At 37.9% G+C, this 15,946-nt stretch carries 13 protein-coding genes; all 13 read left to right on the top strand.

Annotation, left to right across the window (positions count from 1 at the left end; translation table 11 throughout):
* Position 1 precedes the first annotated feature (1 nt).
* The 13 genes from BMZ99_RS13055 to BMZ99_RS12995 all read left to right on the top strand — a co-directional run bounded on the left by BMZ99_RS13055 (position 2) and on the right by BMZ99_RS12995 (position 15,775).
* Positions 2 to 877 (top strand): sugar phosphate isomerase/epimerase family protein, encoded by an 876-nt coding sequence (locus BMZ99_RS13055; RefSeq protein WP_090937874.1) that lies wholly within the window; start codon positions 2 to 4, stop codon positions 875 to 877.
* Positions 878 to 977: 100 nt separating this feature from the next.
* Positions 978 to 2,351 (top strand): MFS transporter, encoded by a 1,374-nt coding sequence (locus BMZ99_RS13050; protein WP_090937871.1) that lies wholly within the window; start codon positions 978 to 980, stop codon positions 2,349 to 2,351.
* Positions 2,352 to 2,368: 17 nt separating this feature from the next.
* The gene (gene dapA / locus BMZ99_RS13045) at positions 2,369 to 3,262 is read left to right on the top strand and encodes a 4-hydroxy-tetrahydrodipicolinate synthase (protein ID WP_090937868.1); all 894 of its coding nucleotides are present in this window, start codon (positions 2,369 to 2,371) and stop codon (positions 3,260 to 3,262) included.
* 19 nt (positions 3,263 to 3,281) lie between these two features.
* On the top strand, positions 3,282 to 4,193 hold the full coding sequence (locus tag BMZ99_RS13040) for a sugar phosphate isomerase/epimerase family protein (RefSeq protein WP_090937866.1): 912 nt from the start codon (positions 3,282 to 3,284) through the stop codon (positions 4,191 to 4,193).
* Between the two features lie 23 nt (positions 4,194 to 4,216).
* Complete coding sequence (locus tag BMZ99_RS13035) at positions 4,217 to 5,176, top strand: D-2-hydroxyacid dehydrogenase (RefSeq protein WP_090937863.1); 960 nt, start codon at positions 4,217 to 4,219, stop codon at positions 5,174 to 5,176.
* Between the two features lie 158 nt (positions 5,177 to 5,334).
* Positions 5,335 to 6,519, top strand: a complete 1,185-nt coding sequence (locus BMZ99_RS13030) for a glycerate kinase (protein ID WP_090937860.1) — start codon at positions 5,335 to 5,337, stop codon at positions 6,517 to 6,519.
* Between the two features lie 270 nt (positions 6,520 to 6,789).
* A complete protein-coding gene (locus tag BMZ99_RS13025; RefSeq protein ID WP_090937857.1) occupies positions 6,790 to 7,938 on the top strand; it encodes an ABC transporter substrate-binding protein in 1,149 nt (382 codons plus the stop codon).
* Between the two features lie 32 nt (positions 7,939 to 7,970).
* On the top strand, positions 7,971 to 10,349 hold the full coding sequence (locus BMZ99_RS13020; protein ID WP_090937854.1) for a cache domain-containing protein: 2,379 nt from the start codon (positions 7,971 to 7,973) through the stop codon (positions 10,347 to 10,349).
* Positions 10,336 to 11,901, top strand: a complete 1,566-nt coding sequence (locus BMZ99_RS13015; protein ID WP_090937851.1) for a response regulator — start codon at positions 10,336 to 10,338, stop codon at positions 11,899 to 11,901. Before BMZ99_RS13020 ends, BMZ99_RS13015 begins: the two co-directional genes overlap by 14 nt.
* A gap of 239 nt (positions 11,902 to 12,140) precedes the next feature.
* Complete coding sequence (locus tag BMZ99_RS13010) at positions 12,141 to 12,551, top strand: ATP-binding protein (protein ID WP_090937848.1); 411 nt, start codon at positions 12,141 to 12,143, stop codon at positions 12,549 to 12,551.
* Positions 12,552 to 12,585: 34 nt separating this feature from the next.
* Complete coding sequence (locus BMZ99_RS13005) at positions 12,586 to 12,891, top strand: STAS domain-containing protein (RefSeq protein ID WP_090937845.1); 306 nt, start codon at positions 12,586 to 12,588, stop codon at positions 12,889 to 12,891.
* Between the two features lie 15 nt (positions 12,892 to 12,906).
* Positions 12,907 to 13,959, top strand: a complete 1,053-nt coding sequence (locus tag BMZ99_RS13000) for a SpoIIE family protein phosphatase (protein ID WP_090937842.1) — start codon at positions 12,907 to 12,909, stop codon at positions 13,957 to 13,959.
* Between the two features lie 85 nt (positions 13,960 to 14,044).
* Positions 14,045 to 15,775 carry a methyl-accepting chemotaxis protein gene (locus BMZ99_RS12995; RefSeq protein WP_090937839.1) on the top strand — a complete coding sequence of 577 codons (1,731 nt, stop codon included), beginning with the start codon at positions 14,045 to 14,047 and terminating at the stop codon, positions 15,773 to 15,775.
* The last annotated feature ends 171 nt before the right edge of the window (positions 15,776 to 15,946 follow it).

Raw genomic sequence — 15,946 nt, 5'->3', positions numbered from 1 at the left:
AATGATAAGTAAACACATTGCAAATAAAACCATTATTTTAAATAAATATCCTAATCTGAAGATCGGATTTACAACTGCAAATTTTGCAAAGGCTCTCCCGCCAACTAGATCAAATGTGAAAGAAATAATTGACTATGCTAGTGAACAAGGGTTTACTTTTATCGAATTAAGAGATCCAAATGCTGCACTGGCATTAGATGAATGTAAAGAATTAGCGGATTGGGCCCGTCAAAAATGCATCGAAGTAATTTACGCTGTTAATGTTGGAGGAATGGATCCAAAATATTTTGAGACTTTCGCTCGCGCTGTTGCAAACACCCTTGCCTTTGAAGGACCCAAGATGATTAGAACGGGAGCAAATGGTCCCGAGATGACAAATGATGAGAAAAAACAATATTGGACGGCTGAAGACTTTTCAAAGCTCAAAAAGAATATAAATAAAGCGGCAAATATGGCAAGAATGTTTGGTATAAGCCTTTCTGTAGAAAATGCCCGAGAAGGTTTGCAGGGAGATGGGATACAAACCTTTGGTACGGGGGATTTATTCGGGAAAAATGGTGTAAATGAAAATGTTGCTTGGCAATTGGATACTGCAAATTTCTTTTCTGTATCAAGGGATGTGAGTGACTCAGATGCAGTGAAAACGTTTTTTGAGCAGCATATTGAAAGAGTAGATTACACACATTTGAAAAGTGCTAAAGACGGAAAATCCCATTCGATACTTGGAGAAAATACGCTGCCTTTAGAGTTATATTTAGACGTTCTATCCAAAAAAAATAAAGTATACGTAGCAATTGAATTATCTCCTGCGGAAGAATTAGAGACTATCTATGAGAATCATAAAAAGAGCATTGCTTATCTAATAGAAAAGTATTAAAAGTCAGTTTGTAATTTTTGTTTTTAATAGTTTACAGTGATTTAAGATGTTAGGACTTAATAAAATGTGGCTGATGTTATTAATGGTTAGGAGGAGCAAGATGTCACAATCTGCAGAACTAAAAGAACCGGCTTATGCTTCCCAAGAAAAGAAGACCAATTATCGGTGGGTAGTAATGGCACTTATTTTTGTCATATGGGCTATTGCCTGTGCTGATCGCGCTAATTTGGGTATCGCGTTGCCATATATGAAGAAAGAATATGGAATTACGAATACAGAAGCTGGCGCTATTATTAGTTTGTTTTCCTTTGCTTACGGTGTAGTACAAATTCCCATAGGGCTTGTTTATAAAAGATTGAGTAACAAGGTGACAGGTAGATTATTTCCAATATTCATGATTTTGACCTCTGTATTTACGGGTTTGATGGGGACAACTTCTTCCGTGTTTTTATTGAAAACTTTTCGCGTTGGTTTAGGCCTTTCAGAGGGGCCGCTGGGAATTGGGTGCACCAATATCATTAATCGGTGGTTTCCTGCTAAAGAAAAAGGGACGGCTACTGGGCTTTGGATTGCAGCATCAAAGCTGGGACCATTAATTGTACCGCCGCTGTGCGTTGTAATTATTGAATTGTGGGGCTGGCGAGAAATTTTTTACATTTTTGCTGCCCCAGGAATACTATTTTCAATTTTGTGGATGATTATGGTGACTAATTCCCCAGAGGATAATAAATTCTGTTCTGGAGCTGAATGTCACTACATTCGAAGTGAAGAAGGTTCAATTATTAAAGAAAAAAATAAATCAGAAGGCCGCAGGCAATATGATTTAGGATGGTTAGATAAGTTAAATCGAACCAAAAAGGTTGTGCAGTTAGAAACTCTTCGTCAGGTATTTCTCTCTTGGAATGTGATTGGAGCTGCTGTTGGCTATGGTTGTATTATTGGTGTAAGTAACATTTTTATGTCGTGGATACCTACTTATCTTATGACGGTAAAAGGATTCACATCGGTCAAAATGGGATTCTTAGCGTCAGCGCCATTTCTAGGCTCCGTCCTAGGGAATTTGCTGGGAGGATTTATTTCAGATCGAGTGCTGGGGAAACGACGTAAGCCTATGATGATGCTCGGTGCCTTTGGGACAATCGTGATGATGGTTGCTTTAATTTATGCACCTAATAACGCTTTGTACTTGGGTTTAACATTATTGTTGGCTGGTTTGATGGTCGGCATCGGTTTTGCTGGATATTCTGTTTATCCTATGGGGCTGGCTAGTAAAGCTACCTATCCTGTTGCTTTTGGTATAGTGAATACCGTGGGGCAAATAGGTGGTGCTTGTGCTCCATTATTTGTTGGAATGTTATTAGATGCGTATAGTTGGAATAGTGTTTTTCTATATATGGCTGGAAGCGGCATATTGTGCCTAATTGCTCTTGCAACGATAGATGAGCCAATCATTGAGTCATCCAGTGCTCAATAAGAAAGGAGATGCAGAATATGGATATTAGTTTCATAAAAGGCGTAATACCGCCAGTAGTAACGCCCGTAAATAAAGATGACCAAGTAGATGAAGTGGTTTTTCGTCAAATTATTGAACATGTCATAGGTGGAGGCGTGCATGGTGTATTTGTATTAGGCAGTAATGGTGAATTTTATGGTCTTGACTATAATGAACAAAAGCGTGCTATTGAAATTGCAATTGATCAGGTAAGAGGACGAGTTCCAGTTTATGCAGGAATTGGAGCGATTACTACAAAAGAATCGGTTAAGCTTGCTAAAATGGCTGAAGAAGCAGGGACGCAAGCAATTACGGTTTTACCCCCTATGTTTATTAGTCCAAACGAAGAGGAATTGTACCAGCATTTTGTGACGATTGCTGAAGCAACATCGCTTCCAATACTCATTTATAATAATCCTGATCGTTTAAAGGTGAATATCTCAGCGAATCTTGTTGAGCGATTAGCGAATATTCCTAATATTGTTGGGGCCAAAGACAGTAGTGGCGACTTAACCCTGACTTCCGAATATATCCGCAGGACACGAGGTAACGGTTTTAAAGTGATGGCTGGCAGAGATACAATGATATTAGGTACGTTAGTTTATGGCGGCGTAGGATGCGTTGCGGCTACTGCCAACATTGCTCCAAAGTTAGTGGTCAAAATCTACGATACATTTATGGCTGGTGATATACAAGGATCACTAGAAGCTCAATATAAGCTTGCTCCATTGCGAGTAGCTATGGGGCTTGGCAGCTGGCCAGTGGTAACCAAGGATGCAATGAACCTTATCGGCTTTCAAGCTGGCGATCCAATTAAACCGAATACCAGCTGCTCAGAGGTTAATATGGTTAAATTGAAAAAAATTCTAGAAAATATGGGATTAGTTAAATAATATATGGAGGTAGTAAGAAATGATTGAATCTATGAAGAAATACATGAAAGTTGGAATCGTAAATTTTATGGCCTATCCTACGACGATAAAAGGAGAAGGTTCAATACTGGAATCCGCTAAAAAAATTGCTAACGATGATTATTTTGATGCGATTGAATTAACCTGGATCAAAGACAAAGACACTAGAAAACAAGTGGCAGATGCCGTAAAAACAGCAGGATTAACAGTAGGTTACGGCTGCCAGCCAAGGCATCTGACTACAGGATTAAACATCAACTCTCTGGATGAAAAAGTACGCCTCGAAGCCCTTGCATCTCTAAAAGAAGGAGTAGACGAAGCCTATGAGTTAGGTGCTGTAGGTTGCGCATTTCTTTCGGGAAAATATGAAGAATCTAAAAAAGAAGAAGCCTTCGCTGCATTGGTAAAATCAACAAAAGAATTATGTGCGTATGCCAAATCGAAAGGTGATCTAAAAATTATTCTCGAAGTCTTTGACTATGACTTTGATAAAAAATCACTAATCGGTCCTGCGTCACTTGCGAAACGTTTTGCCCAAGAGATAAGAGCTGAATATGATAATTTTGGTCTCATGGTAGACTTAAGTCATATTGCCCAATTGCATGAAACCGTTGAAGAAGCGATACTGCCGATCAAGGAGTATATTGTTCATGCTCACATTGCCAATTGTGTAGTAGAGGATCCAACCATGGAAGGGTATGGAGATTTACATCCGCGCTTTGGCTTTCCAAATGGTGTCATAGGTGTAAACGAAATCGTTCACTTCTTGCGAGTGCTTATGGATATTGGCTTTATTAGTGAAGCCAACCGTCCGATAGTAAGCTTTGAAGTAAAACCTTGGGGAGATGAAGACCCTGATTTGGTAGTCGCGAACGCAAAGCGTGCTTTAAATTTAGCCTGGGCTAAACTATAAAAAAACTGGAGGAAGAAACGATTATGAAAATTGTTGTATTAGATGGCTACACATTAAATCCTGGAGACTTAAGCTGGGATGGTCTGAAAGCATTAGGAGATGTTGTGGTCTATGACCGGACATCAGCAGAAAAAACGATAGAAAGAATTGGAGACGCCGAGATCGTTTTCACCAACAAAACCGTTATCGATCAAGAAGTCTTTGCTTCTTGCCCGAACATTAAATTTATCGGCGTATTAGCAACGGGCTACAATGTGGTAGATGTGGAAGCTGCAAAAGCAAAAGGGATCCCGGTAGCCAACATTCCAACCTATGGCACTACTGCGGTCTCACAAATTACCATTGCTCTCTTACTGGAAGTATGCCATCACATTGGAGAACATAGCCGGAGTGTGCTAAAAGGCGACTGGACCAATTGTCCAGACTGGTGCTATTGGAACTATCCTCTTATCGAACTTGCAGGTAAAACCTTAGGTATTATTGGGTTTGGCAGAATTGGTCAGGCAACGGCAAAGATCGCTCAGGCTTTGGGAATGAAAGTATTAGCCTTTGACTCCTATGAAATTGAAGAGCTTAAAAGTGATACTCTGCAGTATGCCAGTCTTGATGAGCTGTTAGCAAACTCTGATGTAATTTCCCTGCATTGCCCGTTGTTTGACAGCACCAAAGGCATTGTGAACAAAAATAATATTGCTAAAATGAAAGATGGAGTTATCATTATCAATACCTCTCGGGGACCTTTGATTGTAGAAGAAGATTTAGCAGAAGCGTTAAATAGTGGAAAAGTATATGGAGTGGCATTAGATGTTGTTTCCTCAGAACCCATTAAAGCGGATAACCCATTGCTTACAGCAAAAAACTGCATTATTACGCCTCATATTGCTTGGGCACCAAAAGAATCCAGATCTAGACTAATGGATATTGCTGTAGATAATCTGACAAAATTTTTGGCAAATACACCAGTCAACATTGTGAACAAGTAGAAGTTTATTTCAGAGTAGATTATAGTAAAAGATAGATTAATAATTAGTTAGATGATAAAATAAAATGATGAGAATGAGAGTATGAAAATGATTTCATACTCTCATTCTTACATACAGAATGAAAAAGATACCTAGATTGATAAAGGATGTGATGGGAGATGCGCATTGTTGTGGCCCCTGATTCATTTAAAGGGAGTGCATCAGCTGTAGCTGTAGCAAATGCTATGGAAGCAGGAATATTATCGGTTTTCTCAGATGCTGAGGTAATAAAAGTACCAATAGCGGACGGAGGAAAAGGTACAATAGAAGCTCTTGTCGTAGCTACAGGTGGGCAAATCATTACCGAAACTGTACTTGGGCCATTAGGAAATCCATTAGAGGCTCATTGGGGAATACTTGGCGATGGAGAAACCGCTGTCATTGAGATGGCAGCTGCATCCGGTCTGCCTTTGGTACCTCAGGACAAACGCAATCCTTGCATCACGACTACTTATGGAACAGGTGAATTGATAAAGGCAGCTCTTGATCGGGGAATCCGCAAATTAATCATTGGAATAGGCGGCAGTGCAACAAATGATGGCGGAATGGGCATGGCTTGTGCTTTAGGAGCAAAATTTCTAGATGCTGTTGGTAATTCCTTGCCTAGTGGAGGGGCAGCATTACAGCAGTTGACAAAGATTGATGTTAGTCAAATGGATGCACGTTTAGCCGAAACGACGATAGTCGTAGCCTGTGATGTTGATAACCCTTTATGCGGACCGCAGGGTGCATCGGCTATTTATGGCCCGCAAAAAGGTGCTACGATAGAAATGATTGCTGAATTAGATGCTGCATTAGCAAAATTTGCTGCGATTGCTAAGCAGGTTACAGGGAAAGATGTTGCCCAATATCCAGGGGCAGGAGCTGCTGGCGGTCTTGGAGCAGGCTTACTGCTTTTTACCAATGCCAAGCTATTGCCTGGTGTTGAGATTATACTTGAGGCAGTACGCTTTTCTAATATTGCCAGAGAAGCTGATTTTATCATTACTGGTGAAGGGTGTACTGATTTTCAAACTGCTTGTGGAAAAGCTCCAGTTGGTGTAGCGCGTATTGCTAGAACGCATGATGTTCCTACTTTTTGCCTATCAGGCAGTTTAGGCAAAGGATATGAAGAAGTATATTCTTGTGGTATTACAGGCTTGATGAGCATTATTCCTTCGCCAATGAATTTAGCTGATTGCATGACAAATGCTCCCGAATTGATAGAAGCGGCAGCCGAACGATTATGCCATGTCATAAAAAGGAGCATGAAGCTGGGGGATAGAAAAAATAAAGAGATTAGAAAAGCTCATGTCCTGTATTAGGATATGAGCTTTTCTTTATTTGGATCTTTTCAGTTCTAATAAGAAGAAAAAGGGAACATCTCTCTAATTAGCTGCCTTAGTACAGATGATAAATTTGAGAAAAGAGAGCAAAAATACGAAATAGAAAGCGCAAGTCTTTTTAAAGTAATACAAAAAAATGACAAATTTAGCAAGGAATTAGGTCGATCTTTGTGGAACCAAGTCATATATATTTGTTGTAACTATGTAAAGTATTTGCAAACCGAATGTGCAGGAAAGGAGTTGAGTGCCATGAGCAGCAAACTAATTTTTAGCATTTTTATTATGGGATTTGTTTTGCTTGGCAGCGGGTGTAATCACAATACGATTGGGCAGCAGCAAAATAAGAAGGATGATATTATTATTGCCAGTGCCAATCCTATGACCGGCAACTCTAAAGAGTTTGGCAGTATGAAAGTTAAGGCCATTCAATTAGCCGTAGAGGAAGTAAATGCAGCTGGCGGAATTCAAGGCAGAAAAATCAAGTTATTGGTGGGGGATGATGCCAGCTCACCAAAAGAAGCTCATAAGTTAGCAGAAAAAATAGCTGCAGATCAATCTGTAGTCGCAGTACTTGGCCATTGGAATAGTGCGAGTACTATGGCCGCTAGAAATGTATATAATGGTGCGGGGATTCCTGTAATTACAGATTCGGTAAACAAAACGATTACAGATGGTACAACACCCTATGTGTTTAGGGTTATACCAACAGATAAGGTAGAAGCAGAGCAACTAGGGGAATATTCTTTTTATCAGCTAGGGTTAAAAAGAATGGCTATTATTTACACAAATAATGATTACAGCAAGGGGATGAAAGACTATTTTCGTGAGAGGCTGCAGCGCATTGGCGGTGAGATTACAGCGATTGAAATTTTTTCTGAAGGACGAACTACGGATTTTACCTCTGAACTGTATAAAATAAAGTATTCAAAGCCTGATGGGCTTTTTATAGCGGGCTATTCTTCAGAAACAGCATCCATTATTCGCCAAGCAAGAGCGATCGGACTAGAGCTTCCCATAATCGGCACGGATGGAATTAGCTCAGAAGAATTTATTTTGTTAGGGAAAGAGGCAGTAGAAGGGGTCCGTTTTAATGGATTTTTTTATAATGGTATACAGGAAAATGGATCAGAAGAATTTAGAAAGCGTTTTCAAAATCGGTATCATAAAGAACCTGACAGTTATGCAGCCTTAGCTTACGATTCAGCTCTATTGTTAATTGAGGCGATGAAAAAGAATGGTATTAGCCGTGAGGGGATTTATGATTATCTTAGTAAGGTGGAAAATTATCCAGGTGTTACAGGGCATATTACTTTTGATCAGCATCATGATGTGAAAAGTAAGATAACGATACTGACGATTCGGAATGGAAAGATTATCAAGGATGATATACAGCTTTAAGGGAGCCGATCTTGGATAGGAGGTTAAACAGCATGAAGATTCGCTCTCAGCTGCTTTTAGTAATGGTGATATCATTATTTTTTATGACCTCACTTGTTACTGGGGTACAGATGTATACTGCTTACAATCAAGAGAAAGAAAGTATGCACGGAATTCTGCAAAATCAGGCTTTGCAATTTAGCAACCAAGTGGAAATGTGGTTTACTCTCATAAAGCAAGGCGGTCACCTTTTTGTAAGTGAATCTTTTGTTCAAAATGCAAATCAGAAAGAAATGCAAAAGCTTTTGGGCAATATGCATAATGAACTAAATGTTTTTGATGATCTTATTGTAGCAAAGGAAAATGGCGAAATTACTAATATTTATCCTCATAATCCCAGTGTAATTGGAAAGAGTATGGCAGGTTACAATTATTTCCAAACTACCATTACATCGAGAAACGCTCAAATTAGTAAGGTATTGCTTAGCCCTACCACTGGAAAGCCTGTTATTGTCATCACTCAGCCAATCATAAAAGAAAATGGGGAGTTAACAGGCGTATTATTGCAAAATATTAAGCTAGATGCATTACAGGATATGAGTGAAGATGCAAAGATTGGACAAACGGGCCAAACTCTTGTATTCACTTCTGATGGAAAAATAATTGTACCGCAAAATAGTGAATCTTCAGAGTATATTTCTTATATTTCAGGTGAGCTTAATGATTTATTTAAAAAAGATTTACGTAGCATGGGGAAGTTTACTAGAGAAAATGGAGAAGCAGCTATGGTTGCCACAGCTCGTGTAAAAACTCCGGGGTGGGGTATTGCTGTTACTATTACACAAAAAGAGGTTTTACAAGGTTTTTATGATAGTATTAAATACGGTGTGATTACTTTCTGCATTATATTTCTATTAATTTCTTTTGTTTCCCTCTTAATTTTTAATAAACTATTTCGTTCAATTACTACGGTGACTAAGCATTTTACGAGTATGAATGAGGGAAATTTTGCCTCTGCAAAAATCAGTGAAGAGGTAATTCACTCTGCTCCGCAAGAATTGCAAGAACTTTGTACAACTTTCAATACAATGTCACAAACGATTCAAAACAATATAGATGTAATTCAGAAAACAAACGAGGAGTTAATGGTCAGCGAAGAACGATGGCAGCTGGCGTTACAGGGGAATAATGAGGGAATTTGGGATTGGGATATAAAAACTGACCAAGCCTTCTTCTCTGCCAGAGTAATGCAAATGTTTGGGTATGATGATGTAGAAGAATTTAAGAGTATGGGGGAATGGCGAAAAAGAATCCATCCAAATGATTTTGAAAAGATTGAGCAATTTCTTCAAGATTATCTTGCAAAAAAAACAGATTTTTTTCGTGGAGAATATCGTTTTTGCTGTAAGGATCATAGCTTTAAATGGGCATTTGTAAGTGGGCAAGCCGTTTGGGATGAACAATGTATGCCATTGCGAGTCGTCGGCTCAATTAGTGATATTACGCAGCGTAAAGAAGCCGAGGAAGCATTGCACCAAGTACATGAACAGCTAGAGATTAAAGTGGAACGCAGAACAGAAGACTTGTTGGCAATGAACGAAGAATTACAAGCCGTTAATAAGGAATTGCAGTATGCATTAGAGAATTTGCAACAAACGCAAGCGCAGCTCGTGCATGCGGAGAAGATGGCTTCTCTTGGCAGTTTAGTTGCTGGAATTGCTCATGAGATTAATACGCCAGTAGGAGTAGGAGTAACAGCTACTTCTCATTTACAAGAAGTTACGAAGGAGTTTGCTGCGTTGTATGCCTCTGGTGATCTTAAACGGCGAGATTTGACCAATTACTTGGAGGATTCTGAAGAAGCTTTATCTATTATTTTTTCTAATTTAGAGCGAGCATCTCAATTAATTCGCAGCTTTAAACAAGTTTCTGCAGACCAATCAAGTGAAGCACGACGTATTTTTAATATCAAACAATACCTAAATGAAATTTTATTGAGCTTGCAGCCAAAAATCAAGCGAACAAGGCATAAAATAATACTTAAATGTAATGAAAGCTTGCAAATTGATAGCTTTCCTGGAGCCTTCGGACAAATTATCACCAATCTAATTATGAATTCTTTAATTCATGCTTATGATCCTGATCAAGAAGGAACGCTTACTATTGCTATATTTCAAGAAGTGGAGACCATATTCCTAATCTATTCTGATGATGGAAAAGGCATGAGTAATGAAGTAGTAGCGCAAATCTTCAATCCTTTTTTTACAACAAAACGAGGTATGGGGGGAACTGGTTTAGGATTATATATTCTATATAACCTTGTTAAAAAACAGTTTAATGGCACAATTGAATGTGAAAGTGAATTGGGAAAAGGGACGAAATTTATAATTGGCATTCCAGTAGAGAGGGAGACACATAATGACAAAGAATGATGATGAATTATTGTTTGAAAAATGGGAAGAGGAAATAGTAACATCAGATGGCGTTCTTCCTAGTCTGAGTGGCAGATGGAAAGTCTTAATCATTGATGATGAAGAAGAGGTTCATCATGTAACTAAATTAGCACTTCGCCGCTTTACTTTCGATGCTAAGCCTGTAGAGTTTTTCAGCGCATATTCATCAAGTGAAGGGCGGCAAGTATTAGCGGAGAATCCAGATATAGCTGTGATATTGCTGGATGTGGTAATGGAAGAAGAAAACTCAGGCTTGGAATTGGCACGTTATATTCGGAATGAATTACAGAATCATTTAGTTAGAATCATACTGCGGACTGGTCAGCCTGGTCAGGCTCCCGAACATGATGTTGTGGTAGAATATGATATTAATGATTATAAAGAAAAGACAGAACTAACGTCCCAGAAGCTGCATACTACTTTAGTAACAACTCTGCGATCTTTTAGAGATTTGAGTATTATTGATATGAATCGTCGCAGTTTGAAGCAAATCATTGATTCATCAGCTACTATTTTTCAGCTTCAATCAATGACGAAATTTGCTTCTGCGGTATTATCACAGCTGGTTGCAATTTTACACTTGAATCCGAACGCGTTATATTGCCATGCATCTTCTTTTGCTGCAACAAAAGAAGGGATAGACGATTTTTGCATACTAGCTGCAACTGGTGCCTATGAAAGATTAATTGGTACTAAGCTGCAGAAAGATATAGAAACGAAAGTTGGACAAGATATTGAAACAACATTTCAGCAAAAAAAGAGTCTGTATTTCCCTGATCGTTTTGTAATTTACTTTTGCAGCAAACAAGGCTCAGAAAATGTAATTTACTTAGATGGGGTCGCTTCTTTAAGTGTCTGGGATAAAGATTTAATTGAGGTTTTTTGTACTAACGTATCTATTGCTTTCGATAATATTTATCTAAATGAAGAAGTAGAAGATACACAAAAAGAAATTCTCTTTACATTAGGAGAAATTGCTGAAGCACGCTCTCAGGAAACAGGATGCCACGTGAAAAGAGTAGCTGAAATCGCAAAATTATTAGCATTAGCTTATGGGCTTTCTCCCGAAGACGCAGAAAAATTACGTTTAGCTGCTCCGATCCATGATGTCGGTAAATTAGCAATTCCAGATGCAATTTTAAATAAACCAGGTAAACTGACTCCTGAAGAGTTTAATATTATGAAAAGGCATTCACCTGTAGGCTATGAAATGCTAAGAAAATCAAAGCGCTCTATATTAAAAAGTGGAGCCCTTATCGCTCACGAACATCATGAACGATATGATGGCAGCGGATATCCACAAGGACTTGCAGGAGAAGAAATACATATTTATGGCAGAATTGTAGCATTAGCAGATGTTTTCGACGCCTTGAGAAGTGAGCGTATTTATAAAAGATCTTGGTCATTAGATGAAATATTACATTATATCTCCAAAGAACGAGGAGCTCATTTTGATCCGAAATTAGTAGATTTATTTATGAATAAGTTAGATGATATTCTACAAATATGCGAAAAATTCCCTGATTGCTAACGAATTAAAATAGTAGTTTAATTTATCAAAGAAGTTGGAGCCGATTCATAAAAAAAAATGCTTGGTATTAATCTAGAATTGTTAGTTTTTATAATTTTTTAAGCAAATAATGGAAGGTATTTGAAAAATAAATGGCGAATTTTATCAAAATACATCTGGTATATCAAAAAAATAGATAAGTTTTTAGTAAGATAATAGCAAAAAAACAACATTTATAAAAAAATAGGGAGGTAAAAGTAATGTACTCTTTTTCCTCACTTGCAGAATTTGCCATTCTGCGGGATTCAATAAAAAGAGAATTGGTTCAAACTTGTGAAGAAGATGCTCTTCGTTTATTTATTGCCATTAATGAAGGTGTTAATAATGCGATTTTTCATGGCAATAAGGAAGATAATACTAAAAAGGTTCAGATCATTATCGAAAGATCACCTGAAGATGTACAGATTATTATTCGAGATGAAGGTGACGGGTTTGTAAATACAAAGAAATCTGCCGATATGGAATTATGGGATGAAAATGGGCGAGGTCTTGACTTAATTGGCCTTTATGTAGATTCTTGCTGGTGGAATACAAAAGGTAATGAGATTACCTTAGTAAAAAAAATTAATCCTACCTATTGCAAGCCTTTTGGAACATGTACCAGTATATAAGATAAGAAATTTAACATGAAGAGGGGATATACAATTGGAGATTACTACAAATGTTAATGAAAAAGAAGTTATTGTAACGTTAGCAGGAAGTATGTATGTGGAGGATGCTGCTGTTTTACGAGAAAAGCTAATGGGATTTATTGAATCTGGATATAAACAATTTATCATTAATCTGCACAATGTAGACTATATTGATAGTTCAGGTCTTGGTGTACTTGTCGCGATTCAAAAGAAGGTACTGCCGAAAGAAGGGCATGTAACCTTGACAGGTGCCAAGGGCGTTGTAAAAGAACTATTTGAATTAACAAGATTAAACAAGGTATTTACGATGCAACCATAGTAAGGAGTTAGGCAGATGAGTGTTTCACAAGGGATCTTTAGCGGCATGTGTAGTTATTGCCAGCGTTTTGAACTGTTTAATATGATCAATGATGCATTGCTATTAATTGATTTCGAAGATGGAAAAATATTATTTATGAATCAAAAAGCACTGGAACTGTATCAATATACCAAAGAAGAATTTTTGACCTTTTTCGCCTATGATATCGCAAACAGTTCAATGGAAACGATGCGAGAAAATATGGAGCTAGCTAAGACACATAAAGAAGGGTATATTTATACTACCAACCATATTAAAAAAGATGGTACGATTTTTAAAGTTGAAGTAAGCGCTCGTTATATGACGCTGCATGGAACTCCTGTTTTTGCTGCAGTAGTCAGAAACTTGACTTTTGATGGGAAAATGCGAGAAGAAATTCAAATTGCTGGTAAAGTGCAACATAGAATGCTGCCACGGGATTTAGAAAATGAATTATTTCGTATTCGATCAGTTTATCAGCCTCATCATTATGTTAGTGGGGACTTATATGATTTTGTATATGAGGAAAAGTCCCAATTGTTGTTTGGCATTATGATTGATGTTATGGGACATAGTGTCGCAGCAGCACTGCAAACGAGTATTCTAAAATATCTTTTTTTAAAAGCGATTAAGAAGAATATTACGATAAGTGATAGGTTGGCATGGATAAATAAAGAAGTGATGCCCTTCTTTAAAGGAGGACAATTCGCTGGTGTATTTTTATTTGAGTTTGATTTTAGATGCAATACTCTCACCTATGCAGCGGGAGGAATTAATCATTTTATCATCTTAAAAGAGCAAGGGCCGCAGATTGTTAAAACACCTGGACTTTTCTTAGGTATTAATGAAGATGAGGTCTATGATCAAGGCAGTTATCATTTTACATCTGGTGAAAGTTTTCTTTTTTTAACAGATGGATTGTTCGAGAGAATCGTACAGCCTATGGATCATGAACTTGATTTCTGGAGTATTCATGAACTGTCTAAAAAGATTATTAACAGCGGTGAGTGTAATGATGATGCTTCAGGTGTGGGAATTTTAATCCGCTAAAAGAGTTTTTATAAAATGACTATTTCAAGATTGGTCAAATCTTTTCATAGTTGGAAAAATAATGATCAAAGGTGATGAGTTTAAAATGAAAATAAATTTAAAGATAGGCGCAAAAATTGCTGTTAGCTTCGCAATTATAATTGTCTTGATCTTTATTATGGCAGTTAATTCATTTATTTCATTAAATCATGCAAAAAATGATTTGGAAAATATCAAGCAGGCAAATGTCCGCATGGCGATTGCAGATGATATTGCAATTCAATACAAGATTACTGTATCGGATCTTCGTGCGTATGCCGCCTATGGAAGTGAAGTATATTTAAATCGAATCAATGGTGATTTTGAAAAGGTTATACAGCTAGAGAATGATTTTTTAGCACTTGCCAGACCTGAAAAAAAACAGGAATTTCAAGCCGTAATTGATGAAACGGTGAAGTATAAAAATACAATCATGGCAGAGTTTGTGCCACTTGCAAAAGAGTATAATCGACTGGTTGCAGCAGGTGATTATACTAAAGCACAAGAAGCCAAAGTCAAATTAGCTGACTTTGCCAAGAGGATAGCATCTCAATCTCAGGCTATTGAAGAGGCGTTAGACGGTTTTGCTCAAAGCAACGTTGAAGTGGCAAATCATTCGATAAAAGAAAGCATAAGTTCGAATAATACTGTAATTATCACTTCAGGAGTCATTAGTTTTGTGGTGCTAGTGTTAGGCATCATCATTGCAATCACTTTAACAAATATGATTCGCAGACCTGTCGTCAAACTCACTGAAATTGCGCATCAATATGCAAATGGTGATTTGCGTAAACAAGTTGAAGTTACCAGTTCAGATGAAATTGGTGAGTTGTCAGCTTCTCTGCAAGAAATGCATAAAAACTTCGTGGAGATGATTACGAATATTCGATCTGCATCAGGGCAATTAGCGAGTGCATCAGAGGAAATGGCGACGTCCACGGAGGAGGTAACTTCTTCTAGTGAAGATGTATCCAAGAATATGCAGCACCTAGCGCAAGAAGCAGATTTAGGCAATCAATCCATGTTGGAAGCATCTCAAGCACTAGTAGAGCTGTCCAGTCTTATTCAAATTGCAAAATCAAAATCAGAAAATACTATTACAAACTCCGAAAATACATTGCATGCAGCAGAAGAAGGGCGTAAAAGAGTTACTGAATCAGTGACAAAAATGGACAATATTAAAGAGCAAACGCAGAATTCCAGTCAAGTCATTGAAGAACTGAATACCTATTCACAACAAATTTCACAAATTACAAATACCATTACCAACTTAGCAAAACAGACCAATCTTTTGGCTCTTAACGCGGCGATTGAAGCTGCCCGAGCGGGTGAACATGGACGGGGATTTGCTGTTGTTGCCGAAGAAGTACGTAAATTGGCGGAACAATCCGATCAAGGTGCTCAAGAGATAACTTCCTTAGTGAAGATGGTCACTGAAAAAACAAACCTTGCAGTGACAGCTATGGCTCAAAATGCTGTTGAGGTAGATTCTGGTGTTTTTACAGTTAATGAAGCAGGAGGCGCTTTAGATAGTATTTTGCAGGCTGTGAAGCAAACAGTAACAGAAACCAAAGATATTGGAGAGGTAACTTCCTCGGAAGTTGCTAGTTCCGAGCAGATTGTAAAATTAATTAATGGTCTTGCAACGATGATAGAAAGTGTTGCAGCTCATGGCGAAGAAATTGCAGCTTCTTCTGAACAGCAGTCAGCAGCCATGCAGACGGTAGCAGCTAGTGCGGAGGAAACAAGCGCTATGGCACATCAATTAAGAACTTCTGTGGAGAAGTTTAAATTATAAAGAATGGCAAGACTGGTTAATGAAAGAGAATAGTAAGAAGATCTTGTCGATGATAAAAAACTGACAAGGTCTTTTTACTATTTTTCTAACGCCTGTATAGAATCATAGGATAAGAAAGAAGCCATGACGGAAATAATGTCTTTAGAAGATATAAATATAGAGTTGGAGGAT

Source organism: Pelosinus propionicus DSM 13327 (genome assembly GCF_900114615.1).
In the GTDB taxonomy this organism is placed as follows: domain Bacteria; phylum Bacillota; class Negativicutes; order DSM-13327; family DSM-13327; genus Pelosinus; species Pelosinus propionicus.
Note: the sequence above shows the minus strand (reverse complement) of the source record. Positions and strands in the feature narration are given on the sequence as shown.

Bases quoted from the DNA above. Each gene is read 5' to 3' on its own strand.
- BMZ99_RS13055 (WP_090937874.1), top strand. From the start codon at position 2: ATGATAAGTAAACACATTGCAAATAAAACCATTATTTTAAATAAATAT.
- BMZ99_RS13050 (WP_090937871.1), top strand. From the start codon at position 978: ATGTCACAATCTGCAGAACTAAAAGAACCGGCTTATGCTTCCCAAGAA.
- dapA (WP_090937868.1), top strand. From the start codon at position 2,369: ATGGATATTAGTTTCATAAAAGGCGTAATACCGCCAGTAGTAACGCCC.
- BMZ99_RS13040 (WP_090937866.1), top strand. From the start codon at position 3,282: ATGATTGAATCTATGAAGAAATACATGAAAGTTGGAATCGTAAATTTT.
- BMZ99_RS13035 (WP_090937863.1), top strand. From the start codon at position 4,217: ATGAAAATTGTTGTATTAGATGGCTACACATTAAATCCTGGAGACTTA.
- BMZ99_RS13030 (WP_090937860.1), top strand. From the start codon at position 5,335: ATGCGCATTGTTGTGGCCCCTGATTCATTTAAAGGGAGTGCATCAGCT.
- BMZ99_RS13025 (WP_090937857.1), top strand. From the start codon at position 6,790: ATGAGCAGCAAACTAATTTTTAGCATTTTTATTATGGGATTTGTTTTG.
- BMZ99_RS13020 (WP_090937854.1), top strand. From the start codon at position 7,971: ATGAAGATTCGCTCTCAGCTGCTTTTAGTAATGGTGATATCATTATTT.
- BMZ99_RS13015 (WP_090937851.1), top strand. From the start codon at position 10,336: ATGACAAAGAATGATGATGAATTATTGTTTGAAAAATGGGAAGAGGAA.
- BMZ99_RS13010 (WP_090937848.1), top strand. From the start codon at position 12,141: ATGTACTCTTTTTCCTCACTTGCAGAATTTGCCATTCTGCGGGATTCA.
- BMZ99_RS13000 (WP_090937842.1), top strand. From the start codon at position 12,907: ATGAGTGTTTCACAAGGGATCTTTAGCGGCATGTGTAGTTATTGCCAG.
- BMZ99_RS12995 (WP_090937839.1), top strand. From the start codon at position 14,045: ATGAAAATAAATTTAAAGATAGGCGCAAAAATTGCTGTTAGCTTCGCA.